This window comes from Streptomyces sp. NPDC098781, from assembly GCF_044759995.1.
In the GTDB taxonomy this organism is placed as follows: domain Bacteria; phylum Actinomycetota; class Actinomycetes; order Streptomycetales; family Streptomycetaceae; genus Streptomyces.
This window is the reverse complement of the sequence record NZ_JBIWAK010000004.1, coordinates 369,984-393,051: the sequence shown is the minus strand read 5'-3', so window position 1 is coordinate 393,051 and position 23,068 is coordinate 369,984. Positions and strand designations below refer to the sequence as shown.

The following is a 23,068-nucleotide window of genomic DNA, read 5'->3' as shown; positions in this document are numbered from 1 at the left end:
CGGGAGGTGCATTCAGTACTGGGGCGGCAAGCCCCCTGGCGGACCGGGCCGTTCCGTACGCACGGGGCGATTCAGCCGAGGTGCGGCAGCACTTCGGCGCCCAGTCGCCGTACGTTCTCCTCGGTCGCCGCCAGGTCGCCCGAGCCCTCGACGAGCAGGGCGAAGCGGGAGATGCCGGTCCGCTCGCTGGTCGCCGCCAGGCGGTCGGCGCACAGCCGCGGCGTGCCCACCGGGTGCAGCCCGCAGAGCAGTTCGGTGTACGCCAGCGGGTCACGCATCGCGCGATGGCGGCCGTCCACCGTCACATGCGCCTCCAGGCCCTGCCGGAGCCAACCCGGCATCGCCTTCGTGAGGGTCTCGACCGCGTCCGTGCGGCGGTCCGCGATCTGGCAGACGCCGGCCGACACATGGGCCGCGCCGAGGATCTCCTCCGCCGGACGCCCGGCCGTGCGCGCGTGCTCCCGCCACAGGGCGACCATCTCGGCCTTCTCCTCGTCGCCCACATGCATCCCGAGCAGCATCGGCAGCCCGCGCTCGGCCGCGAGGCGCACACTGCCGGGGGAGGTGCACGCGACGACGACCTCGGGTCCGGCCACGTCCGTCAGGCACTCCGACGGCCTCGGTACGACGGGGACTTCGCGGAAGCCGAACCGCTCGCCGCCGGCCGCGACCGACGGTTCGCGCAGCCAGCGCAACAGCAGATCGAGTGATTCCGGGAACCCTTCCTCGTACGCCTCGAGGCCCTGGCCGAACACCTCCAGATCGACCCACGGTCCGCCGCGGCCCACACCCAGCGAGAACCGCCCGCCGGAGGTGATGTGCAGCAGCGCGGCCTGCTCGCCGAGGGCCACCGGGTGGGCGGTGGGCAGCACGCTGACCGCGGTGCCGACCCGCAGCCGGCGGGTGCGGCCGAGCAGCAACGCGGCCAGGGTGATCGCGGACGGGCAGGTGCCGTACGGCACGAAGTGGTGCTCGGCCAGCCAGACTGTGTCGAGCCCCGATTCCTCGGCGACCTCGGCGGAGCGGACCGCGCGGTGCAGCGCCTCCCCGTCGCCCTGCCCGGGAAACCGGGCCGCCAACACGAAACTTCCTACGCGCATTGCTCTTTTCCTGCTTCCTTGGCTCCGACGCGGAGCTCCCCCACCGGGCATAACCGTGTGACACGTGCCGAGGACACGGCTTGACGAAGAGATTTGCGGATTGTCGGGAGAATGGATCGCCGACCCGGGGGACTTGTGGGGGTTGGTGCCGTACGCCTACCCCTGTCCGCGCCGCGTAGGCTGGACATGACCCGTGCATCCTGTATAGCCCCGTGAGGTGTTCCGTGTCCCCGCGTCGCAACCGACCGAAGGACTCCGGCTCGTCCGGACCCGCCGCCGAGGACGACCGGTCCGGCCGTTACGGCGGCTGGCAGTCCTCGGAGAGCTGGCAGGGCGAGGACTGGAACGTACGGCATGTGGCGGGCGCGAGCGCTCAGGGCAAGGCGTACCGCTGTCCGGGCTGCGACCAGATGATCCCGGACGGCGTCCCGCACGTCGTCGCCTGGCCGGACCACTCGGGCGTCGACGACCGCCGCCACTGGCACCGGGCGTGCTGGAACGCGAAGGACCGCCGCACCACACGGGTGCAGCGGTCCCGGAACGCGCCGAAGTTCTGAGCGGACCTACACGTCCCGCTTCTCCAGCAGCGCGTAGGCGCCGGCGAACGCGGCGGCCGTCACGCCGAGCATGATCCACAGGGGGTCCCAGCCGGCGGGGCCGGAATCCTGGGTGAGGGACTGGGCGTAGAAGACGCTGAGCTGGTTCGGGATGGAGTACTCGAACAGGGCCTGCTGGAGGTCCTGGAGCGACTCCGAGAACATGAACAGAGCGATGACCAGCGGGGCCAGCACGAGGCCGATCATGACCGTGATCGCGCCGGCCGAGTGCCGGATGATCGAGCCGACGAGCAGCGAGAGCAGACCGAGCAGCGCGATGTAGAACGAGATGCCGACCGTGCCCTTCAGCCACTCGGAGGCGGTGGGCTCGCGGGAGCCCTCCAGCAGGGCCACGTCCATGAGGGCCACGAGGACGGCGGACACCAGCGTCACCACGAACGCGACCACGAAGAACACGATCGCCTTCGCCGTCAGCACCCGTCCCCGGGTCGGGCACGCCGTCATCGTGGTGCGGATCATGCCGGTGCCGTACTCGGATGCCGTGGTCAGCACGCCGAGCGTGATGATGCACATGGTGCCGAGCAGCAGCCCGAAGAAGCCGAACGACAGCGGGCTCTCGCCGGCCAGGGCCTCATCCGAGGAGTTGGCGGCGACCAGCGCGGCGGCCGCGAAGCCGATGCCGACGACGAGCAGCACGAACACGCCGAGCGTCCACATCGTGGAGCGCACCGAGCGGATCTTCGTCCACTCCGAGGCGAGCGCGTGCCCGAGGTGCGTGCGCACCACCGGGATCGGCGAGGTGTAGGTGGGGTACGACGAGCCGGGCGTCGCCTGCCAGTTCGGTGCGGCGGCGTGCGGCATCGGGGGCTGGGGCGTGCTCATCGGGCGTCCTCGGGCTTGGTCGGGGCGGCGGGTGCGGGGGTCGCCGGGGCGGCGGCGGGCGGCGCGGGCGGCTGCGCGGGGCTCTGCGGGGCCGGCGGCGCGGGCGGAACCACGGGAGCCGCCGGAGCCTGGGCCGGGGCGGCCTGAGGCGGCTGCGGGGCCGCCTGGGCGTACGGGTTGGGCGTGCCCGCGCCGGGCGCGACCGGGGCGCCGTACGGGCCCGGCTGTCCCTGCTGGGGCGGCGGCGGGGCGTACCAGCCCGGCTGGCCCTGACCCGGAACGGGCATCGGCGGCTGCGCGCCCGGCGGCAGCTGCTGCATCAGCCCTTCCTTCTGGTCGATCGTCGAGCGGTAGTCGACCGCGCCCTGCGTCATCCGCATGTAGGCCTCCTCCAGCGAGGCCTGGTGCGGCGACAGCTCCCACAGCCGTACGTCGGTGTCGTGCGCGATGTCGCTGATGCGGGGGAGTGCCAGCCCGGTCACCCGCAGCGCGCCGTCCTGCTCGGGCAGCACATGGCCGCCCGCCTCGGTGAGCGCGCCGGCCAGCTTCTCCCGCAGCTGCGGCTCGGTGTCGGGGGTGCGGACCCGGGCGAAGCCGGCCGAGTTCGCCGCGATGAAGTCCTTGACGCTCATGTCGGCGAGCAGCTGACCGCGGCCGATCACGATGAGGTGGTCGGCGGTCAGCGCCATCTCGCTCATCAGGTGGGAGGAGACGAAGACGGTACGGCCCTCGGCGGCCAGCGACTTCATCAGGTTCCGCACCCAGAGGATGCCCTCGGGGTCGAGGCCGTTGACCGGCTCGTCGAACAGCAGCACCTGGGGGTCGCCGAGCAGGGCGGCGGCGATGCCGAGCCGCTGGCCCATACCGAGCGAGAAGCCCTTGGAGCGCCGCCTGGCCACGTCCTGGAGGCCGACCACGCCCAGCACCTCGTCCACCCGGCGGGCCGGGATGCCGGACAGCTGGGCGAGGCTCAGCAGATGGTTGCGGGCCGCGCGGCCGCCGTGCACCGCCTTGGCGTCCAGCAGGGCGCCGACCTGGCGGGGGGCGTTGGGCAGCCTGCGGTACGGGAAGCCGCCGATCGTGACATGACCCGCGGTCGGGTTGTCCAGGCCGAGGATCATCCGCATCGTCGTCGACTTGCCCGAGCCGTTGGGGCCGAGGAAGCCGGTGACGGAACCGGGCCGCACCTGGAAGGACAAGTTGTACACAGCGGTCTTGTCGCCGTACCGCTTGGTCAGGCCGACTGCCTCGATCATGCTCCGCACCCATCGAAAGGTTCAGGACAGCGGGGCACACGCCCCCCGTAAGGGTTAGGAGGATACCGAGGCGCTGACGGTTCCGCCCAAGGCCAGGTAAAACCTTTCAGCGCCGTCACCTCGCTAGGCGTCCCGCTTCTTCAGGGTGAGGTAGCCCCCGGCCAGCGCCGCGATCACCCACAGCACCATGATCCCGAGTCCGCCCCAGGGGCCGTACGGCTTGTCGTCGTCGATCGGGGTGACCACCTGCAAGATCCGGCTGCCGGCCTGGTCCGGCAGATAGCGGCCGATCTTCTCGGTGGCCGAGACGTTGCCGAGGATGTTGGAGACCAGGAAGAAGAAGGGCATCAGGATGCCCAGCGACAGCATCGGCGAGCGCAGCATCGCCGCGACGCCCATCGAGAACATCGCGATGAGGGTCATGTAGAGCCCGCCGCCGAACACCGCCCGCAGCACACCCGGGTCGCCGATGTGCGCCCGGTGCTCGCCGAGCATCGCCTGTCCGAGGAAGAAGGCGATGAAGCTGGTGGCCAGTCCGACCGCGAGGGACAGCCCGGTCGCCACCGCGATCTTGCCGAACAGGAAGGTGCCGCGCTGTGGCACGGCGGCCAGCGAGGTGCGGATCATGCCGGTGCTGTACTCGTTCGAGACCACGAGCACCCCGAACACGATCATCGCGAGCTGCCCGAGGCCCATGCCGGCAAAGCTGATGAAGGTCGGGTCGAAGGACAGCTGGTCCTGCCGGCTCATGTCGTCGAACTCGTTCTTCGACAGGGCCGAGATCAGCATGCCGAGCGCGACCGTGACGACCAGGGCCAGCGACAGCGTCCACACGGTGGACGCGACGGACCGGACCTTGGTCCATTCGGAGCGGATGACCTGGGTGGTGACCGCCATGCTCAGCTCCTCTTCCAGTCCTCGCCCCACTGCCGCTGCTGCGGCGGTGGCGGCGCGTCGGAGTGCGCGTGGTACTCCACCGACTCCGCGGTCAGCTGCATGAACGCTTCCTCCAGGGAGGCCTGCTGCGGACTCAGCTCGTGCAGCACGACCTGGTGGCGTGCCGCCAGCTCCCCGATCTGCTCGGCCTTGCCGCCGTCCACCTCCAGCAGGCCGCTGCCCGTCTGCACGGCGGTGATTCCGGCCTGTTGAAGCACGTCGAGCAGCCGCTCGCGCTGCGGGGTGCGAATCCGGACGAACGACCGTGAGTTGCGCGCGATGAACTCGGGCATCGAGGTGTCGGCGAGCAGCCGCCCCTGTCCGATGACGACGAGATGGTCGGCCGTGAGGGCCATCTCGCTCATCAGGTGGGAGGAGACGAACACCGTCCGGCCCTGCGCGGCAAGGGACTTCATCAGGTTCCGGATCCAGTGGATGCCCTCGGGGTCGAGCCCGTTGACCGGCTCGTCGAACATCAGGATCCGTGGATCGCCGAGCAGCGCGCCCGCGATGCCGAGCCGCTGGCCCATGCCCATCGAGAAGCCCTTGGTCTTCTTCTTGGCGACGGCGGTCAGTCCGACCGTCTCCAGCACCTCCCGCACCCGGGCGCTCGGAATGCCGTTGCTCTGCGCGAGGCACAGCAGATGGTTGTAGGCGCTGCGCCCGCCGTGCCAGGCCTTGGCCTCCAGCAGCGCGCCGATGTAGGTCAGCGGGTCCGTGAGCCGGTCGTAGTGCCGGCCGTCGATACGGACGTCGCCCGCGGTGGGCCGGTCGAGGCCCAGGATCATCCGCATGGTCGTCGACTTGCCGGCGCCGTTCGGGCCGAGGAAGCCCGTCACGATGCCCGGTCTGACGGTGAACGTCAGGTTGTTGACCGCCACCTTCTCGCCGTACCGCTTCGTCAGCCCCTCGAGCTCGATCATGCCGCCCACGCTAAAACGGGACAAAGCCCTCTGCCACCCCAGTGGCAGAGGGCTTTGCCAAAATTCAGCAGACGTGCGCCGGATCGTTACCGGGACTGCTGGGCCGGAACCCCACGGGAGATCGGCTCGTCCTCGGCGGCGGGCGCACCGGTCGCGGCGACCGCGGCACCGGTGAGGGTCGCCAGCATCTCGCGGACGTTCGTCAGCTGAGCGTTGATGCTGTCGCGGCGGTTGGTGAGCGCCGCGAGCTCGCGCTCGGATTCCGAACGGATGCGGTCGGCCTTGGCGTTGGCGTCGGCCACGATGTCCTCGGCCTGGCGCTGGGCCGTCTCCACCGTCTGGCGGGCGCGGCGCTCGGCGTCCGTGCGCAGCTTCTCGGCCTCCAGGCGCAGCTGCTCGGCGCGGTGCTCGATCTCGGCGAGGCGCTTCTCGGCCTTGGCCTGACGGGACGCCAGGTCGCGCTCGGACTGCTCGCGGCGCTTGGCGAGGTTCGTCTCGAAGTCGGCGGCGGCCTGCGCGGCCTTGGCGCGGGTCTCCTCGAAGAGAGCGTCGGCCTCCTCGCGCTTGGACTGCGCGTCCTTCTGCGCCTCGGCACGCAGCTGGGAGGCGTCGCTCTTGGCCTTCTCGACGATCCGGACGCCTTCGTCCTCGGCCTTGGACTTGCGCTCCGCAGCGAACGATTCTGCGTCGTTACGCACCTGCTGGGCCGCCGACTCGGCGAGCTCGCGGTGCTGCTCGGCGGCGCGGCGGGCCTCCTCGCGCAGATCCTTGGCCTCCTCCTCGGCGAGGCGGAGGATCTTCTCGACACGCGCGCCGAGACCGGCGTACGACGGCTCTGCGTCGGTCACCTGGGCCTGGGCGTTCTGCGTCTCGAGGTGAAGCTCCTCGATGCGCTTTTCCAGAGCGGTGATGCGAGTGAGAGCGCTGTCACGGTCGGAGACGAGCTTGGAGATCCGTTCGTCCACCTGAGCGCGGTCGTACCCACGCCGCACAAGCTCGAAGCCGTAGGGGGAAGTGTCGCTCATGGGGTTCCTGTCGAAAGAGACCGGTGAGGTGATAAGTGGAATCCTAGGGGCCGAAGCGGTGTGTCATCGAGCGGATACGTGTTTGATCTGGAGAATGAGACCCCTTTTGAGTGGCTAACCGTCGGACGGCTTGCCAAAAACCGGGTCAAAGGCCCCCAGGAGACACCGGAACCCGCCCGACCCGCTAGCCGTCTGACGACTTGCCACCCGATCGGGGTGCTCCGACCGTCGCACCCGCCTTGACCCCGCCGTCCTTGCCGCCGCCCGGAGCCTCGAAGGACTCCAGCGCCTCCAGGACGTCCTGCACACGCGAGATCTCGGCGTTGATGTCCTCGCGCCGACGCACCAGGACCTCCAGCTCGCGCTTGCCCTCCTCGACCGTGCGCTTGGCCTCGCGGATCGCCTCGGCCTTGAGCTCCTCGGCCTCCTTGATGAGGGTGGAGCGCTTCTGCTCGGCCTCCTTCAGCAGGCCCTCGGCCTTCTTGACGGCGGCGATCCGGACCTTGCCGGCCTCGGAGTTGGCCTCCGACACCAGCTCCTTGGCCTTCGCCTGGGCCTTGGCGAGCTGCTCCTCGGCGGCCTTGATCAGCGCGTCGCAGCGGTCGCCGGTGGACTTCATCGTCTCGGCGGACTCGCGGCGGGCGCGCTCGTGCAGCTCCTCGATCTCGCCGGTGATGCGGTCGCGCAGCTCCTGCGCGCGCTCCCGGATCGCGGTGGCGTCCCGGCGGGCGCCGACCAGCAGCTCGTCCGCGTCCGTACGGGACTTCTCCACCAGCGAGTTGCCCTCGACCGTCGCCTCGGAGACCAGCCGGTCGGCCTCCTTGCGGGCGGCGCCCACCATCGTGTCGGCCTGCGCCTCGGCGTCCGCGGTCGTCTTGTGGGCCTGCGTCTGCGCCTCGGTGAGCAGCTTGTCCGCCTCGGCCGTGGTCTCCGTGATGAGCTTGTCGACCTGCTCGGCGACGTCCTGGCGGCGTTTGCCCGCGTCCTTGCGGGCCTCGTCGAGGGTGCGCTCGGCCTCCTCGCGCGCGGCCGTCACCAGCCGCTCGGCCTCCTGCGCCGCCTCGGCCTTGACGCGCTGGGACTCGCCGCGGACCCGCTCGGCGTGCTGCTGGGCCGACCCGACCGTCTCGGCGGCCTCGGCGCGCAGCCGCTCCGCCTCCGACGAGGCGTCCCCGACCAGCTTCTCCGCCTTGGCGAGCGCCTCGGCGCGCACCCGGTCGGCCTCGGTGATCGTCTCCGACTGGAGCCGCTCCGCCTCGGAACGGGCCTCGGTGATGAGGGTGTCGGCCTGGGTCGCCGCGTCCGAACGGATCCGGTTGGCGTCCTCGCGGGCGTCCCCCCGGGTACGGGACGCCGCCTGCTCGGCCTCGGCGATCTTGTCGGAGGCCTCGGTGCGGATCCGCTGCGCGTGCTCGGTGGCCTCCGACCGCAGCCGGTCCGCCTCGGCGATGGCCTCCCCGACGGTGCGCTCGGCGAGCGACTTGGCGGCGGCCGACTCCTCGTTCGCCTCGCGCCGGACGCGGCCCGCGTCCTCGCTGGCCCGCTCCCGCTCGGAGTAGGCGTCGGCGCGGACCCGGTCCGCCTCCTCCTCGGCCTCCCGGCGGGTACGGTCCGCCGCGTGCTCGGCGGCGCTGCGCAGCCCGGAGATCTCCTCCTGGGCCTGCTCGTGCAGCCCGGTCACCGAGTCGCGGACCTGCTGGGCGTGCTGCTCGGCGGCGGAGACCATCTCGCCCGCCCGCCGGTCCGCCTCCTCGACCAGCCGTACCGCCTCGGCCTGCGCCTCCTCCACGCGGTTGCGCGCGGAGGCCAGTAGTTCCTCGCTCTGCTCGCGGGCCCGCTCGCGCTCCTGGTCGGCCTCCTGGCGGGCGGAGCCGAGGAGTTCCTCGGCCTCGCGGCGGCGCCGGGCGGCCTCCTCCTGGGCGGCGGCCAGCGTCTCGGACGCCTCGGTGGCCAGCCGCTCGGCGGCGGCCTGCGCCTCCGCGCGGACCCGGTCCGCGGTGTCCTGCGCCTCCGACTTCAGCCGCTCGGCCTCGGCCGCGGCCTCCGAGCGGAGGCGTACGGCGATGGCCTCGCCCTCGGCCCGGGACGCGGACGCGTCCGACGCGGCCTCGGTGCGCAGCCGGTCGGCCTCCGCCTCGGCCTGCTGCTGGAGGGTGCGGATCCGCTCGGCGGACTCGGTGCGCAGCCGGTCGGTCTCCTCGGCGGCCTCGCGCCGGATGCGGGCGGCCTCCTCGCGGGCGTCGGTGAGCGCCTGCTCCGCCGCCGCGAGCCGCTGCTCGGCGTCGGTGTGAAGGCGCGTCAGCTCCTCGGCCGCCTCCGCCCGGCGGGCCTCGACGCCGCGCTCGGTCTCCTCGCGCAGCTCGCGGGCCTCGCGCTCGGCGTCGGCCTTGATGCCCTCGGCCTGCTCGACGACCTCGTCGCGGTGCCGTTCGGCCTCCTGACGGGTGCGCTGGAGGGTCTCCTCGGCCTGCCGGCGCAGCGTCGTGGCGCGCTCGATGGCCTCGGTGCGGACCTTCTCGCTGTCCGTGGTGGCCTTCTGACGCAGGTCGTCCGCGTCCTGCCTGGCCTTGCCCAGCAGTTCCTCGGCGGTCTTGGCCGCCTCCTCGATCTGCTGGACGGCCTCCTTGCGGGCCTCCGCGCGGATCTTCTCGCCCTCGGCGACCGCCTCGGAGCGCAGCTGCTCGGCCTCGCCGCGCAGCCTGCGGGCCTCCTCCTGGAGCTCGACCGTCTTGGCGCGGTACTCCTTGGTGTCGTCCTTCGCCGAGCCCTTGAGCTGCTCGGCGATGTCGTGCGCCTCGGAGCGCAGCCGGTCCGCCTCGGCCTCGGCCTCGGTGCGGATCCGCTCGGCCTCCTCGGCCGCGGCCCTGGTGGTCCTCTGCGCGTCCTCCTGCGCCTTGTTCAGGACGTCCTCGGCGGTCTTGGCCGCCTTCGAGAGCTGGGTCGCGCTCTCCTCCGCGGTGATCGTGCGGGCCTTCTCGGCGGCCTCCGCGACGATCTTCTCGGCCTCGGCCCGCGCGTCGGCGACGACCTGCTCGGCGTCCGACTTGGTGGACTCGGCCTCCTTGGTGGCCTCGCTGACCAGCCGGGCGACCTGCTCCTTGGCCGTACGCATGCGCTGCTCGTTGGCCGACTCGGCGTTCGTCAGCGCCTTCTCGGCGGCCGTCGTGGCCTCCGTGACCAGCTTCTCGGCCTCGGACTGCGCCTTGCGCAGGGCCTCCTCGGCCTCCGCCATGCGCTGCTCGGCGGCCCGGCTGAGCTCGGTGGCCTGGCGGCGGGCGGCGTCCGACTCGGTGGCGGTGGAGCTGCGCAGCTGCTCGGCGTGGTCGGTGGCCTCCTGGGCCTGCGTCGAGGCGGCGTTCAGCAGCCGCTCGGCGTCCGTGCGGGCCCGGAGCAGGATCTGCTCGGCCTCGGCACGGGCCTCCTCGGCCGCGCCCGTGAGGCGCTGGCGGGCCTCGGTGGTGAGCCGCTCGGCCTCGGCACGCGCGGCGGCCATGGCCTGGTCGGCCTCGGCACGCGACTCGTCGAGCAGCCGACGGGCCTGCGACTCGCTGCGGGCGCGCAGCTGCTCGGCCCACGCCACGTTCTCGTTGACGTGCGACTCGACGGTCTGGCGGCGCTCGGCGAGCTCCTGGTCCAGCTGCTGGCGGCGGGTGACCGCCTCCTGGTGCAGCTCGGCCTGGAGCCGGGCCGCTTGCTCGGCGTGCTCCTGGAGCATGCGCTGCGTCTGCGCCCGGACCTGGCTGAGCTCGCGCTCGGCGTCCTGGCGCAGCTGGTCCGCCTGCACCTGGGCGTTGCGCAGCAACTGCTCGGCCTGATAGCCGATGTCCCCGCCGTCGAAGGCGGGCCGGGACATGATGGTCCGCCGCGCCTCGTGCAGCTTGGCGCGCAGCACCTCGACCTGGTAGCCGAGGTCCTCGGCGTGCTGGATCGCCTTCTCCCGCTCGGTCTTCAGCCGATCCATCTCGGCCTCGAACCGAGAGAGGTGATCGACGTCAGCCGCCGGCTCTCGCTCCTGGCGTTCGTAGCCCCGCACTGCGCGGTCCCATCCGTCCCCTGGTCGCAAGTCTGGCCAAACGGGTTCCGTCCATACGCCGAACGGAGCCCCCGGGGAATGGTGTCAGATCAACGGCAGAGCCTGGGCTGCTGCCCCGACGCTCGCCCCCCGAAATCCGGACCCCGGCATGCGGCCACCCCGGTTCCGGGAGCGACCGCCCCCAACCCTACCGGCCCATATGTACGAGGGTCAGTGCTCAGGTGACTCAACAGGTGCCGAAGTGACCAGTTCTGTCAGTACTCCGTGGCAATCCTTTGGGTGCAGGAAGGTGATTCGTGACCCCATGGAGCCGCGCCGGGGCTCTTCGTACAGAACGCGTACGCCCTTGTCCTTGATGTCGGCGGCCTCGCCGTCCACATCCGCCGTACCGAAAGCGATGTGATGGACACCCTCGCCGTTCTTGTCGAGCCACTTGGCGACCGTGGAGTCCGGGCGGGTGGGTTCGAGAAGTTGCAGGTAGGAGGCCCCGCCGTCGGAGGTTTCGTTGATCTTGAGCATGGCCTCGCGGACGCCCTGCTCCTCGTTGACCTCGGAGTGGAAGACCTCGAAGCCGTACGTGGCCCGGTAGAACTCGACGGTTCGGTCGAGATCGAAACAGGCGATTCCGATGTGGTCGATTCGCGTCAGCATGTTGTTCAGTGGAGCGCCAGGGCCGTGGTTACGCAACGTGCGCGCGATCACACTGACGGCCCGGTGACGGCACGGAGTGCCACTCAGTACATTCGAAGTAAACCCTCGTTCACTCCTCGGCTGTCCAAGCTGGAAGGGGATCGCACCTCATGTCTTCTGGAAACGGCACGACCTCCGTGATCGTCGCGGGTGCTCGCACCCCGATGGGACGGTTGCTCGGCTCGCTCAAGTCCTTCTCGGGAGCCGACCTCGGTGGCTTCGCGATCAAGGCCGCCCTCGACCGTGCGGGGATCGGTGGCGACCAGGTGCAGTACGTGATCATGGGCCAGGTGCTCCAGGCCGGGGCGGGGCAGATCCCGGCGCGCCAGGCAGCGGTCAAGGCCGGCATCCCCATGAACGTCCCGGCGCTCACCGTCAACAAGGTGTGTCTGTCCGGCCTCGACGCCATCGCCCTCGCGGACCAGCTCATCCGTGCGGGTGAGTTCGACGTGATCGTCGCGGGCGGCCAGGAGTCGATGACGAACGCCCCGCACCTGCTGCCCAAGTCCCGTGAGGGCTTCAAGTACGGCGCGGTGCAGATGCTCGACGCGATGGCGTACGACGGTCTGACCGACCCGTGGGAGTCCATCCCGATGGGCGAGTCCACGGAGAAGCACAACACCCGCCTCGGCATCGTGCGCCCCGACCAGGACGAGATCGCCGCCCTGTCCCACCAGCGCGCGGCCGCCGCCCAGAAGAACGGTCTCTTCGAGGCCGAGATCACCCCCATCGAGATCCCGCAGCGCAAGGGCGACCCGGTCCTGTTCAGCAAGGACGAGGGCATCCGCGGCGACACCACCGCGGAGTCGCTGGGCAAGCTGCGCCCGGCGTTCTCGAAGGACGGCACGATCACGGCGGGTTCGAGCTCCCAGATCTCGGACGGCGCCGCCGCGGTCGTCGTCATGAGCAAGGCCAAGGCGCAGGAGCTCGGCCTGGACTGGATCGCCGAGATCGGCGCCCACGGCAATGTGGCCGGCCCGGACAACAGCCTCCAGTCCCAGCCGTCCAACGCCATCCGGCACGCCCTGAAGAAGGAGGGCCTGGAGGTCTCCGACCTCGACCTGATCGAGATCAACGAGGCCTTCGCCGCGGTGGCGGTGCAGTCAATGAAGGACCTCGGCGTGTCCACGGAAAGGGTGAACGTCAACGGCGGAGCCATCGCCCTGGGTCACCCGATCGGCATGTCGGGCGCCCGCCTCGTCCTGCACCTCGCCCTGGAGCTCAAGCGGCGGGGCGGCGGCGTGGGCGCGGCCGCGCTGTGCGGTGGCGGCGGCCAGGGTGACGCGCTGATCGTGCGGGTACCCAAGGCCTGAGCCTCAGGTATTTCGGTACGTCCTTACTCGGAACGGAGCTGTGATGCAGGACGTCTCCACACTGGTGGCCCAGGCCAGGGAGGGCCGGCCGAGGGCGGTCGCCCGGCTGATCTCGCTGGTGGAGGGGGCGTCCCCGCAGCTGCGGGAGGTCATGGCGGCGCTGGCCCCGCTGTCGGGCAACGCCTACGTCGTCGGCCTCACCGGCTCACCGGGCGTCGGCAAGTCGACGTCCACCTCCGCCCTGGTGACCGCGTACCGCAAGCAGGGCAAGCGGGTCGGCGTCCTGGCCGTCGACCCGTCCTCGCCCTTCTCGGGCGGCGCCCTGCTCGGCGACCGGGTCCGGATGTCGGACCACGCCTCCGACCCGGGCGTCTACATCCGCTCGATGGCGACCCGGGGCCACCTGGGCGGCCTCGCCTGGGCCGCCCCGCAGGCGATCCGCGTCCTGGACGCGGCGGGCTGCGACGTGATCCTGGTCGAGACCGTCGGCGTCGGCCAGTCGGAGGTGGAGATCGCCTCCCAGGCCGACACGTCCGTGGTGCTCCTCGCGCCGGGCATGGGCGACGGCATCCAGGCGGCCAAGGCGGGCATCCTGGAGATCGGCGACGTGTACGTCGTCAACAAGGCCGACCGCGACGGCGCCGACGCCACGGCCCGCGAACTGAACCACATGCTGGGCCTCGGCGAATCCCGCGGCCCCGGCGACTGGCGCCCCCCGATCGTCAAGACGGTCGCGGCCCGCGCCGAGGGCGTCGACGAGGTCGTGGAGGCTCTGGAGAAGCACCGCGCCTGGATGGAGGAGCGCGGCGTCCTGGCCGAACGCCGCCGAGCCCGCGCCGCCCGCGAGGTGGAGACCATCGCCGTCACGGCCCTGCGCGAACGCATCGCCGACCTCCACGGCGACCGCCGCCTCGGGGCACTGGCGGAGAAGATCGTCGCCGGCGAGCTGGACCCGTACCGGGCGGCGGATGAGCTGGTGGCGGGACTGACGAAGGGCTGAGCGGCGCGGCAAGAGCATGGTCAACTCCCGGCCCAGGCTGCTACGTTGATCCACATGTACCTCCTCCTGGCATAGGGCACGCCCCGCGCGCGCACGGTGTACGGCCCCTCGGCCGTGACCGGTGCGGCGCTCAGGCGTCCCCTTTTCCGCCTCGAGTCGAGGAACTCCCGTGTCTGCCACGTCTGTCGTGCGGCCTTCGTACGCCGCCGTTCTCCGGATCCCCCATGCGCGCCGCACCTTCGCCGCCGCCCTGCTCGGCAGGCTGTCGTACGGTGTCGCCCCGCTGTCCGTGATGCTCGCCGTGACCCGGGCCTCCGGGTCTTACGCGGTGGCCGGCGTCGTCATGGCGCTGTTCTCCGGCACCAGTGTCTTTCTGTCGCCCGCTCGGGCGGCCCTCATCGACCGCTACGGGCCGAGCAGGGCGCTCGTGCCGATGGCGGCGGCCCACACCTCGCTGCTGGCGCTGCTCGCGGTGCTCGTCTGGCGGCCGGGTGCCGCCTCGGTGTTCGTCCTCGGTGCCGTGGCAGCCGCCGCGGGCACCTGTACTCCGCCGCTCGGGCCCACCATGCGGGCCGTGTGGGGTCGGCTGGCGCCGGACCGGGCGCTGACACAGCGGGCCTTCAGCCTCGACGCCGTCGCTGAGGAACTGCTCTTCGTCTCGGGGCCGTTGCTGGTGGGCGTGCTCGTCGGGTTGGCTCCGCCGGCGGTCGGGGTGCTCGTCGGTGCGGCGCTGATGGTGGTGGGGACGGCCGGATTCGTGTCGTCGCCCGTGGTGCGCGCGGTGCCGGCCGGCCGCCGCGACAAGGGATCGCCCTCGGTCCGGCGGCGGGTGCTTCCAGGATTGCGGCGGCCGGTGATCGCCGCCGCCGCGGTCGGCCTGGGGCTGGGCGTGTCCGAACTCCTGGTGGTGGCCTTCGCGGAGGGAAACGGCCACGGCGGTGGCGGCGCGGCCTGGGTGCTGGCCGCGCTGTCCGCGGGAAGCGCCGTCGGTGGGCTGCTCAACGGGGCCGTCGCATGGCGCGTGTCCGCCGGGCGACGGCTGGCGGCGCAGGCAGCCGGACTTGGGCTGGCGCTCTGCGCGGCCGGTCTGGCCCAGGGGCTTGCCACCCTCGCCGTGGCGGTCGCGGTCGCGGGTGTCTTCGTGTCCCCGTTGATCACCACCGCGTATCTCATCGCCGACGAGACCGTCGCGCCCGAGGCCCGCGTCCAGGCCGGCGCCTGGGTCAACACGGCCGTCAACGCGGGCGGTACGGCGGGTGCGGCGGCGGCCGGCGTGCTGGTCGGGTGGCTGCCGGCGAATGCCTGCTTCGCGGTGACCGGCGCGGTCCTGCTGCTGACGGCGGTGGCGGTGGCGCGGGGTGCGGGTGGGGCGCGCGAGAGGGGTACGGGAGATCCCGTACCCCTCGTGTGACGGAGTCGCGTCAGTCGTCCTTACCGTCGTCCTGACCGTCCCGGTCCTCGTGGTCCTGGGTGACCTTGCCCGTCTTCAGGTCGACCTTCCACTCGCCCTTCGTGGTCTCCACGCTCCAGGCGGCGGGGCCGTCGTCGTCCAGGTCGATGTCGGTGACGGTGCCCTTCGTCGCGGCTGCCTCGGCGGCCTTGCGGGCGTCGACGTCGGCGCCCTTCAGTGCGGCGAGGTCGGCGCGGGCGTCGTCGTCATCGTCGTCGTCGCGCTGGTCGCCGAGCACCTTGCCGTCGTTCGCGGAGACCCGGACGTCGTGGCCGGTGCCGTCGCCCTTGACGACGCCCACCTCCCAGACGTTCGAGCCGTCGTCGTCCAGGTCGGCGGAGACGGCGGTGCCCGGCGTGTGCTTCAGCGCGGACGCGATGGCGTCGGCGGCGGTGACCTCGGCGGCGCCGGCCTCCGAACGGATCTCGGTGGCGTCGTCGTCCCGGTCGTCGGCGTCGTCCGCGCGGTCCTGCGCGGTGTCGTCCCGGTCGTCGGCGACCTTGACGCTCGACTGCCGCTGCGTGGGCGCGCTGTCGTCGCCACCGGCCGCGTAGGCCGCGACGCTACCGCCCCCGATCAGGGCCGCTGCGGCGACGGTGGCGATGACGATGTTGCGCTTCATCCCGGTTCCTCCAGAGTCGTCTCGGTATCGAGCCGTTTCATCTCGACGCCGACCAATCTGCCGAACCGACGCTGAGAGGAACCTGAAGGACCCTGAAGGGATCTTCAGCTTCACTTTGCGAACCTTTACCCATGAGCGTGTTGATCGTGGAAGACGAGAAGCGGCTGGCCCTGTCGCTCGCCAGGGGGCTGACGGCCGAGGGATACGCCGTGGACGTCGTCCATGACGGGCGGGAGGGACTGCACCGGGCCTCGGAGGGCTCGTACGACCTCGTGATCCTCGACATCATGCTGCCCGGCATGAACGGCTACCGCGTCTGCTCCGCCCTGCGGGCCGCCGGTCACGACGTGCCGATCCTGATGCTCACCGCCAAGGACGGCGAGTACGACGAGGCGGAGGGGCTGGACACCGGCGCCGACGACTACCTCACCAAGCCGTTCTCCTACGTCGTCCTGGTCGCCAGGGTCAAGGCGCTGCTGCGGCGCGGGCGACAGGGCGCCGGAGCCTCGCCGGTGCATGTCCTCGGCGACCTCAAGGTCGACACCGCGGCCCGCCGGGTGTTCCTCGGGGACGACGAAGTGACGTTCACCACCAAGGAGTTCGCCGTCCTGGAGCAGCTCGTGACGCGGGCCGGCGAGGTGGTGTCCAAGGCCGAGATCCTGGAGCACGTCTGGGACTTCGCGTACGAGGGCGACCCCAACATCGTCGAGGTGTACGTCAGCACCCTGCGGCGCAAGCTGCGTGCCGGGCTCATCCGGACGGTGCGCGGCGCCGGGTACCGGCTGGAGGCGGAGCGATGAGAAGGCTGTTCGGCTCGGTCCGGTCCCGGGCCACGCTGGGCGCCACCCTCGTCGTCGCCGTGGCGCTGGTCGCGGCGGGCGCGGCGGTGCTGCTGTCGTTGCGGTCCAACCTGATCGACCAGGCCGGCAACGAGGCGGAGCGCACGGCGCAGAACGTCGTCGCCCAGCTCGCCGCCGGGACGGCCTACGACCAGCTGGACCTGGACGACGACAGCCCCGTCCAGGTCGTCGACGCCGGCGGCACACTGGTCGCGGCCAACGACGACCTGGAGCGGATCAGCGGCACCGCCACCGACGCCGTGCGGCCGAGGCCGGCGACGGGCGGCGAGGACACCGACGACGACACCGGCCAGGAGGAACGGGACGATCCCGGCGAGATCGGCGACGGCACCGAGTTCACCGACGGCTCCGCGACGATCGACGGCGACACCGCCGACTACCGTTTCGCCGCCGTCCCCGTGGAGGCCGGCGACCGGGGGACCCTGACCGTCTACGCCGGGGGTTCGCTGGACGCCGAGCAGAGCGCCGTGGGGACCGCCCTCACCGTCATGCTCATCGGCTTCCCGGTGCTGCTCGCCGTGGTGGCCGGCGTCACCTGGCTGGTCACCCAGCGCGCCCTGCGCCCGGTCGAGGGCATCCGCGGCGAGATGGCCGCGATCACCGCGTCCGAGGACCTCGCGCGCCGGGTGCCGGTGCCGGGCACACACGACGAGGTGGCCCGCCTCGCGCTGACCACGAACGAGACGCTGGCCGCCCTCCAGACCTCGGTGGAACGCCAGCGCCGTTTCGTCGCCGACGCCTCGCACGAGCTGCGCAGCCCGATCGCGTCCCTGCGCACCCAGCTGGAAGTCGGCACCGCGCACCCCGAGCTGCTCGACCTCGACGGCGCGGTGGAGGACACCGTACGACTCCAGGACCTCGCGTCCGACCTGCTGCTGCTCGCCCGGCTGGACGCGGGGGAGCGGCCCGGCGACACCCGGTTCGACCTCGGTGCGCTGGCCCGGAAGCAGGCCGAGGGGCGGGCGAACGTGACGGTCGACGCGCCGGCCGTGCCGGTGACCGGGTCGCGGGGGCAGATCGGGCGGGTGCTCACCAACCTGCTGGACAACGCCCGGCGGCACGCCCGCTCGGCGGTCACCGTGACCGTCCGGGAGGAGGGGGCCTGGGCCGTCGTGGCCGTCGCCGACGACGGGGACGGGGTGGCCGAGGCGGACCGGGAGCGGATCTTCGAGCGGTTCGTACGGCTCGACGAGGCCCGCAGCCGCGACGACGGTGGCGCGGGGCTGGGTCTTGCCATCGCCCGGGACGTGGCCGTCCGGCACGGTGGCACGCTCACCGTGGGCCGGGCACCGGCGGGCGGAGCCCTGTTCGAGCTCCGCCTGCCGCGGGCTCGCTAGGCTGCCGGGTTCGCCGGGCTCACAGACGGCCGCGCTGACCGCGCAGATGCTCCGCGATCGGCTTGAGAGCCTTGTCCAGCTCGGTCAGGGCCTCGGGGGAGAGCAGATCGATGAAGTGTCTGCGCACGGACGCCACATGGTGGGGCGCGACCTTCTGCATCGTCTCCATACCGTGGTCGGTGAGCACCGCGAACAGTCCGCGACGGTCGGACTCGCAGTTCTCACGCCGGACCAGGTTCGCGTTCTCCATCCGGGTGATCTGATGGGAGAGGCGGCTCTTGGACTGGAGGGTGGCGGCCGCGAGGTCGCTCATCCGCATCCTTACGTCCTCCGACTCGGAGAGGTTCACCAGGATCTCGTAGTCGTTCATCGTCAGGCCGAAAGGCTGCAAGTCCTTCTCGAGCTGGTACGTCAACAGCCTGTTGACCTCCAAGTGGGTGCGCCAGGCGCACTGCTCCGCATCGGTCAGCCAGCTTGTGGCCGTCTCGGTCTCCATGAATGAAGTCTACCTAAGAAGTTGAAAGGCGAACTAGTGAGGGATTATGTGACACGCCCGTGTGAATCCTGTGTGCTCACACGTTCGATGTCACACTCCGCAGACTACCGCTCACAGCCCGAAGCGACGCTGGAGGTCTCCCAGCTGTCCGGGAAGGCGCGGTACCCCGGCTTGTTGTGAAGGCCCTGTGTGTGACCCCCCGGAACCAGGCACTCCGGCGTCCGGCGGAACCGCCCCCGTGACCTGCTCGGCCATGAGGGTCTCGGTCGACTGGAGCAGGACGGTACCGGCTCCGACGAACTCGAACTGGTGCTCCTCTCCGGAGGCCCCGCCGAGGCCCGTCAGTGCACGTAGACCGCCCATCACGCCGGTCATGTAGCCATGGTCGTAGTGGTGGCACGGGGAGGGGCAGTCGGCCCAGCCGACGAGTGCCTGCGGGTCCACCCGGATCGGGGGTTCCATGAACACCACCGGACCGTTAGATGCGGCCACGAACTTTCCGGTTCCGATCAGGGTCAGAAAACCCGGCACGATCGACTGCTTGAGGGCAAGACTTGGCTGAAAAGCGAGCAGGTTGCCGGAGCGAATGGTCAGGTTGCCGTTTTCCAGGTCGTACGAGTTCACGTCGAATGCCCGGTCTGCCAGCAGCATCTTGCCCGAGCCCTCCGCGACGACCCAGTCGCTCGCGTGCAGAGGCGAATGGAAGGACGTACGGACAAGTCGGTCGAGTCGCCCGTGCCCGATGCCGTTGAAGTCCATCTGGCCGTAGTAGGCGATCATCTTCCCCTTCTGGAGGAACCACTGGCTCCCCTTGAGCTCCACGCAGAAGGTGTAGGCGTTCACGTTGTCGTCGGAGGGCAGCGTCATGGGGTCGTACACGGCGGGACCCGCGCCCGGGTAGTGGCTCACAGCTTCTCCTCCGACGCCTGGACGTAGACGGCACCGCTGCCGCTGAGCTCCAGCTGGAAGGCCTCGCCGGAGCCGCGGCCCACCATGTCGCGCCAGCCGAGCGCGGTGGACAGCTTGTTGCGTACGTCACCGTGGTGGGCGACGTAGGCCTGGGGGTCGACATGGACGGGGCGCTGCGGGGTGATCGGGATCTCGAAGACGCCGCCGTGGGCCATGACCGCCACGGCCCCGTGCCCCTTGAGGGTGGTCGTGAACAGCCCCTGGCCGCTGATCTGGCCACGGACCATGCCCATGACCCCGCCCTGCGAACCGAGGAACATCGTGCCCTGCTGGAGGGTGCCCTCGAAGGCGAGCAGGCGGTCGGCCTCGACGCACAGGGTGTCGCCGGTGAGGCGGATCACCTGGATGTGGTGGCCGCCGTGCCCGAAGAGCACGGTGCCGCTGCCCTCGACCGTCATCAGCGGGGTGTCCTCGTTCGCCACCCGGCGCCCGATCATCGACATGATCCCGCCCTGGCCGCCGGCCATGTTCGGAGTGAAGGACACCTCGCCCTGGTAGGCCAGCATGGCCCCGCGCTGACTGAACAGCTTGGCGCCGGGCGTGACGGTCGCCTCGACCATCTTGGAGTTGATCTCGCGGAAGGTCATGTCACACGTCCCCCGCGATCGTGTTCCGCTCGCTCGGCTGTACGTACACCAGGCCGTCCCCCTCGAACCGGATCTGGAAGGCCTCGCCGCCGCCCTCGCCCATGAGAGTGCGGAACGTCACACCGGACTGGAAGGACTGCCGCAGGTTCCCCTGGTGCGCCACATACGCCCCCGGGTCGACCGTCAGCGGATACTGCGCGCTGACCCGCAGCACCACGGCCGGCCCGTCCGACATGATCGCCGCCTGGCCGTGCCCCTCGACGGTCGTCGTGAACAGGCCGTTGCCCTGCGAGGCGCCGCGCAGGCCCGTGAAGGACGTGCCGGTCCGCAGCCCCGCGTCGGTCGCGAGCAGATTGCTCGACTCGACGTAGAGCTTGTCGCCCTGGAGGTTCACGAGGTTGATCTCGGAGGCGCGGTCGGCGAACCAGCACGTCCCGTGCCCCTTCACCTCCATCACCGTCATCTGCTCGCCGGTCAGGCGCCGGGTCACCATCCCCCGGATGCCCTCACCGCCGCCGCTCATCTTCTTGAAGGCCATCTGCCCGTCGTACGCGACCATCGAGCCGTTCTTCGCCTTCACGGCGTCTCCGGTCATGTCGACGGCGAGCACCTTGCTGCCCTGAAGTCGGAACATCGCCACGCAGCGAAGGTAGCCGCCGGGGCCTGCCGCCGACAGATCCCGTAGGTGGACTTCACCCCTGACGACACCCTTAGGGCAACCACGCCGACCCCGGGCCCCGACCACCCCCCGGCGTTTGCCACAATGGGCGAGGCGTTTGTGCTTGTGTTCACAAGCTGATCCGGGCCGGCCGCCGTCTCTCCCCCCGAACCCACCGAAGGTGACCCGTGGACATCAAGACCGCCACCGCCCTCCGCCGCCTCCGTCTCGTCTCGGCCCCCGAGGCGGCGTCGTTCCTGATCCTGCTGCTCTGCTCGGTGCTGAGCCGGACCACGGACTTCAACGGGGTGCCCGTGATGGGCATGGTCCACGGCGTGCTCTTCATCCTGTACGTGATCTTCTGGGCGGACGCCTGGAACCGCGCCAAGTGGCCGCTGAAGACCGCCGCGCTCTACTTCGTCCTCTCCGTCCTGCCCACCGGCGGCTTCTTCGCCGAGCGCAAGCTCAAGCGTGAGGCGGAGGACGCGGTCATCGCCTCCCGCGCCCGCAAGGAAGGAATCGTGGGCGCATGATCGTCGCGTTTTCCGTGACGCCGCTCGGCGTGGGCGAGGACGTGGGGGAGTACGTCGCCGACGCCGTCCGCGTGGTCCGCGAATCGGGTCTGCCCCACCGCACCGACGCCATGTTCACCTCGATCGAGGGCGAGTGGGACGAGGTCATGGACGTCGTCCGGCGCGCCGTCGCCGCCGTGGAGGCACGGGCACCGCGGGTGTCGCTGGTGCTCAAGGCGGACATCCGTCCCGGAGTGACGGACGGCCTGACCTCCAAGGTGGAGACGGTGGAGCGGCATCTGGCCGACTAGGGCCTGTCGTTTGGATCATGCCGGCGTCGCGGGGTCTGGCACGCACATCTGCCGCGTTGTCGTCACTCGCCGACGCTCCGCGTCGACTCCCTCCTCCGCCTTGCAGCTGCACGCACCAGACCCCGCTCGGCTCGGCCGACAGGCGCAGTCCCTCTCAGCCGGCCTGATCCAAACGACAGGCCCTAGGCCTACGTGCAAGTCCCCGTGCGGAGCGGGTAGTTCGAAGGCGCCCTCGAATGCGAGGGCGCCTTTCGCGTCCTCGGGCTGTGCTGACGCGAACGCATTCCGGCGTGCCCGGCGGGCAGTTCCCTCAATTGGCCCGCGTGGCTCGCGGAGCCCAGGGCCCTGACCCACGATGAAGGCTCAGGGCCGAAACCCGCGTTCGCGCTGGTGGACAGGGACGGCCGCCGCTTGCTCCCGCGAAGGAAGGGTCCGAAGGATGACCACTTCGCCCTACACGTCGCAGTCGGCGTTCGACGGCTCCAGGATGCGCGTCCTCCTGCTCGTCGACCTACATGAAGGCGCGCAGCAACAGTTCCTGGACGCCTACGAGCAGATGCGCGACCGAGTCGCCTCGGTCCCCGGTCACCTCGGTGACCAGTTGTGCCAGTCCGTGGAGAACCCCTCCCAGTGGGTCATCACGAGCGAATGGGCCACCGCCCCGCCGTACCTCGCCTGGGTGAACAGCGAGGATCATCTGGAGACGGTCCGGCCGTTGCAGAACTGCGTCCGTGAGCTGCGTTCGATGCGGTACGGCATCGTCCGCGAGACCGGCGGCGAGGGCCCCAGGACCGGCGCGCTCCAGTCGGCGGCACGGGTGGGCGACGGCGTGATCCGCCACGCCCTGACCTTCACCGTGAAGCCCGGCTCCGAGTCCAAGGTCGCCGAGATCCTGGCCGGCTACGCCCCGCCCGAGGCCCGCGTCGACGACACCACGCGGCTGCGCCGCACCACCCTGTTCATGCACGGCAACCGGGTCGTGCGCACCGTCGAGGTGGAGGGCGACCTGATGGCGGCCCTGCGCCACGTCTCCCGCCAGCCCGAGGTGCGGGCCGTCGAGGAGGCCATCAACCCGTACCTGGAGCAGGACCGCGACCTCGCCGACCCCGAGTCCGCGCGGACCTTCTTCATCCGTGCCGCCATGCCGCCCGTCCACCACGTGGCGCGCGGCGGCCCGGAGCCGTCGGACATCAGGCGGCACGCCCTCCACTACCCGGCCAAGGAGGGCTGCGGGATGGCACTGGCCCGGTATCTCGCCCGACAGGACGAGGCCGCCGCGGCCGACCCCGCGTCCCCGGTGCACCGCAGCACCGTCTTCCAGCGCGAGGACATCGTCGTCCGCCTCATCGACGTGCAGGGCGATCCGGAGACCGACCCGGTCATGGCGCTCGGCATCCACGGCCCGCGGAAGGCCGGCGTCCTGGCCCGGCTGCTCGACGGAGCCGCGCTCGGCGTCATGGGCCGGCTCGCCGGCGAACGGGACGCCCACCGCCTCCTGGCGCACGCCGGCATGACGCTGATCACCGACCGCAGGGCTGCGCAGTCCTGACG

22 protein-coding genes are annotated in these 23,068 nt (G+C 71.2%); 9 read left to right on the top strand and 13 right to left on the bottom strand.

The features are described 5' to 3' along the window. Positions 1-71 precede the first annotated feature (71 nt). Positions 72-1,100 (bottom strand): LLM class flavin-dependent oxidoreductase, encoded by a 1,029-nt coding sequence (locus ACIQWG_RS18645; RefSeq protein WP_404096645.1) that lies wholly within the window; start codon positions 1,098-1,100, stop codon positions 72-74. A 224-nt stretch (positions 1,101-1,324) separates the two neighbouring features. On the opposite strand from ACIQWG_RS18645, the gene ACIQWG_RS18640 reads away from it, so the two are divergent. Next, entirely contained in the window at positions 1,325-1,657 is a 333-nt protein-coding gene (locus ACIQWG_RS18640; RefSeq protein WP_404096643.1) for an ATP/GTP-binding protein, read from the top strand. 6 nt (positions 1,658-1,663) lie between these two features. Here ACIQWG_RS18640 and ACIQWG_RS18635 read toward each other — a convergent pair whose 3' ends face one another. The 7 genes from ACIQWG_RS18635 to mce form a co-directional block, all read right to left on the bottom strand. After that, entirely contained in the window at positions 1,664-2,539 is an 876-nt protein-coding gene (locus ACIQWG_RS18635; RefSeq protein WP_404096640.1) for an ABC transporter permease subunit, read from the bottom strand. Then, entirely contained in the window at positions 2,536-3,795 is a 1,260-nt protein-coding gene (locus tag ACIQWG_RS18630) for an ABC transporter ATP-binding protein (RefSeq protein ID WP_404096637.1), read from the bottom strand. The genes ACIQWG_RS18635 and ACIQWG_RS18630 overlap by 4 nt, the downstream gene beginning before the upstream one ends. Positions 3,796-3,918: 123 nt before the next feature. Beyond that, complete coding sequence (locus ACIQWG_RS18625; protein WP_404096635.1) at positions 3,919-4,692, bottom strand: ABC transporter permease; 774 nt, start codon at positions 4,690-4,692, stop codon at positions 3,919-3,921. Positions 4,693-4,694: 2 nt separating this feature from the next. Beyond that, positions 4,695-5,654, bottom strand: coding sequence for an ABC transporter ATP-binding protein (locus ACIQWG_RS18620; RefSeq protein WP_404096632.1), 960 nt, complete (start codon positions 5,652-5,654; stop codon positions 4,695-4,697). 86 nt (positions 5,655-5,740) lie between these two features. Then, complete coding sequence (locus ACIQWG_RS18615) at positions 5,741-6,679, bottom strand: cellulose-binding protein (RefSeq protein ID WP_404096629.1); 939 nt, start codon at positions 6,677-6,679, stop codon at positions 5,741-5,743. Between the two features lie 184 nt (positions 6,680-6,863). Next, on the bottom strand, positions 6,864-10,712 hold the full coding sequence (gene scy, locus ACIQWG_RS18610; RefSeq protein WP_404096627.1) for a polarized growth protein Scy: 3,849 nt from the start codon (positions 10,710-10,712) through the stop codon (positions 6,864-6,866). Positions 10,713-10,922: 210 nt separating this feature from the next. Beyond that, the gene (gene mce / locus ACIQWG_RS18605) at positions 10,923-11,363 is read right to left on the bottom strand and encodes a methylmalonyl-CoA epimerase (RefSeq protein ID WP_404096625.1); all 441 of its coding nucleotides are present in this window, start codon (positions 11,361-11,363) and stop codon (positions 10,923-10,925) included. A 149-nt stretch (positions 11,364-11,512) separates the two neighbouring features. On the opposite strand from mce, the gene ACIQWG_RS18600 reads away from it, so the two are divergent. The 3 genes from ACIQWG_RS18600 (at position 11,513) to ACIQWG_RS18590 (ending at position 15,126) form a co-directional block, all read left to right on the top strand. Continuing rightward, entirely contained in the window at positions 11,513-12,715 is a 1,203-nt protein-coding gene (locus tag ACIQWG_RS18600) for an acetyl-CoA C-acetyltransferase (RefSeq protein ID WP_404096623.1), read from the top strand. Positions 12,716-12,758: 43 nt separating this feature from the next. After that, the gene (gene meaB, locus ACIQWG_RS18595) at positions 12,759-13,715 is read left to right on the top strand and encodes a methylmalonyl Co-A mutase-associated GTPase MeaB (protein WP_404096621.1); all 957 of its coding nucleotides are present in this window, start codon (positions 12,759-12,761) and stop codon (positions 13,713-13,715) included. A gap of 169 nt (positions 13,716-13,884) precedes the next feature. After that, complete coding sequence (locus ACIQWG_RS18590; RefSeq protein ID WP_404096620.1) at positions 13,885-15,126, top strand: MFS transporter; 1,242 nt, start codon at positions 13,885-13,887, stop codon at positions 15,124-15,126. 10 nt (positions 15,127-15,136) lie between these two features. Here the strand turns inward: ACIQWG_RS18590 and ACIQWG_RS18585 are convergent, their stop codons facing one another. Continuing rightward, positions 15,137-15,787 carry a PepSY domain-containing protein gene (locus ACIQWG_RS18585; RefSeq protein WP_404096618.1) on the bottom strand — a complete coding sequence of 217 codons (651 nt, stop codon included), beginning with the start codon at positions 15,785-15,787 and terminating at the stop codon, positions 15,137-15,139. Between the two features lie 131 nt (positions 15,788-15,918). Here ACIQWG_RS18585 and ACIQWG_RS18580 point away from each other — a divergent pair, with 131 nt between their 5' ends. Next, on the top strand, positions 15,919-16,587 hold the full coding sequence (locus ACIQWG_RS18580) for a response regulator transcription factor (protein ID WP_404096615.1): 669 nt from the start codon (positions 15,919-15,921) through the stop codon (positions 16,585-16,587). Further along, the gene (locus tag ACIQWG_RS18575) at positions 16,584-17,984 is read left to right on the top strand and encodes an ATP-binding protein (RefSeq protein WP_404096613.1); all 1,401 of its coding nucleotides are present in this window, start codon (positions 16,584-16,586) and stop codon (positions 17,982-17,984) included. Before ACIQWG_RS18580 ends, ACIQWG_RS18575 begins: the two co-directional genes overlap by 4 nt. A gap of 19 nt (positions 17,985-18,003) precedes the next feature. On the opposite strand, the gene ACIQWG_RS18570 is transcribed toward ACIQWG_RS18575, so the two are convergent. The 4 genes from ACIQWG_RS18570 to ACIQWG_RS18555 form a co-directional block, all read right to left on the bottom strand. Next, positions 18,004-18,480, bottom strand: a complete 477-nt coding sequence (locus ACIQWG_RS18570) for a MarR family winged helix-turn-helix transcriptional regulator (RefSeq protein ID WP_404096610.1) — start codon at positions 18,478-18,480, stop codon at positions 18,004-18,006. 111 nt (positions 18,481-18,591) lie between these two features. After that, positions 18,592-19,389, bottom strand: a complete 798-nt coding sequence (locus ACIQWG_RS18565; RefSeq protein ID WP_404096608.1) for an AIM24 family protein — start codon at positions 19,387-19,389, stop codon at positions 18,592-18,594. Next, positions 19,386-20,036, bottom strand: coding sequence for an AIM24 family protein (locus ACIQWG_RS18560; protein WP_404096605.1), 651 nt, complete (start codon positions 20,034-20,036; stop codon positions 19,386-19,388). The genes ACIQWG_RS18565 and ACIQWG_RS18560 overlap by 4 nt, the downstream gene beginning before the upstream one ends. A gap of 1 nt (position 20,037) precedes the next feature. Further along, complete coding sequence (locus ACIQWG_RS18555) at positions 20,038-20,670, bottom strand: AIM24 family protein (protein ID WP_380845175.1); 633 nt, start codon at positions 20,668-20,670, stop codon at positions 20,038-20,040. Positions 20,671-20,882: 212 nt separating this feature from the next. Between ACIQWG_RS18555 and ACIQWG_RS18550 the strand changes: the two genes are divergently transcribed. From ACIQWG_RS18550 to ACIQWG_RS18540, 3 genes are all read left to right on the top strand, one after another. After that, a complete protein-coding gene (locus ACIQWG_RS18550) occupies positions 20,883-21,227 on the top strand; it encodes a DUF3817 domain-containing protein (RefSeq protein WP_404096602.1) in 345 nt (114 codons plus the stop codon). Continuing rightward, complete coding sequence (locus ACIQWG_RS18545; protein WP_037771364.1) at positions 21,224-21,517, top strand: MTH1187 family thiamine-binding protein; 294 nt, start codon at positions 21,224-21,226, stop codon at positions 21,515-21,517. The genes ACIQWG_RS18550 and ACIQWG_RS18545 overlap by 4 nt, the downstream gene beginning before the upstream one ends. 439 nt (positions 21,518-21,956) lie before the next feature. Beyond that, positions 21,957-23,066 carry a SchA/CurD-like domain-containing protein gene (locus ACIQWG_RS18540; protein ID WP_404096599.1) on the top strand — a complete coding sequence of 370 codons (1,110 nt, stop codon included), beginning with the start codon at positions 21,957-21,959 and terminating at the stop codon, positions 23,064-23,066. Positions 23,067-23,068: the final 2 nt, after the last annotated feature.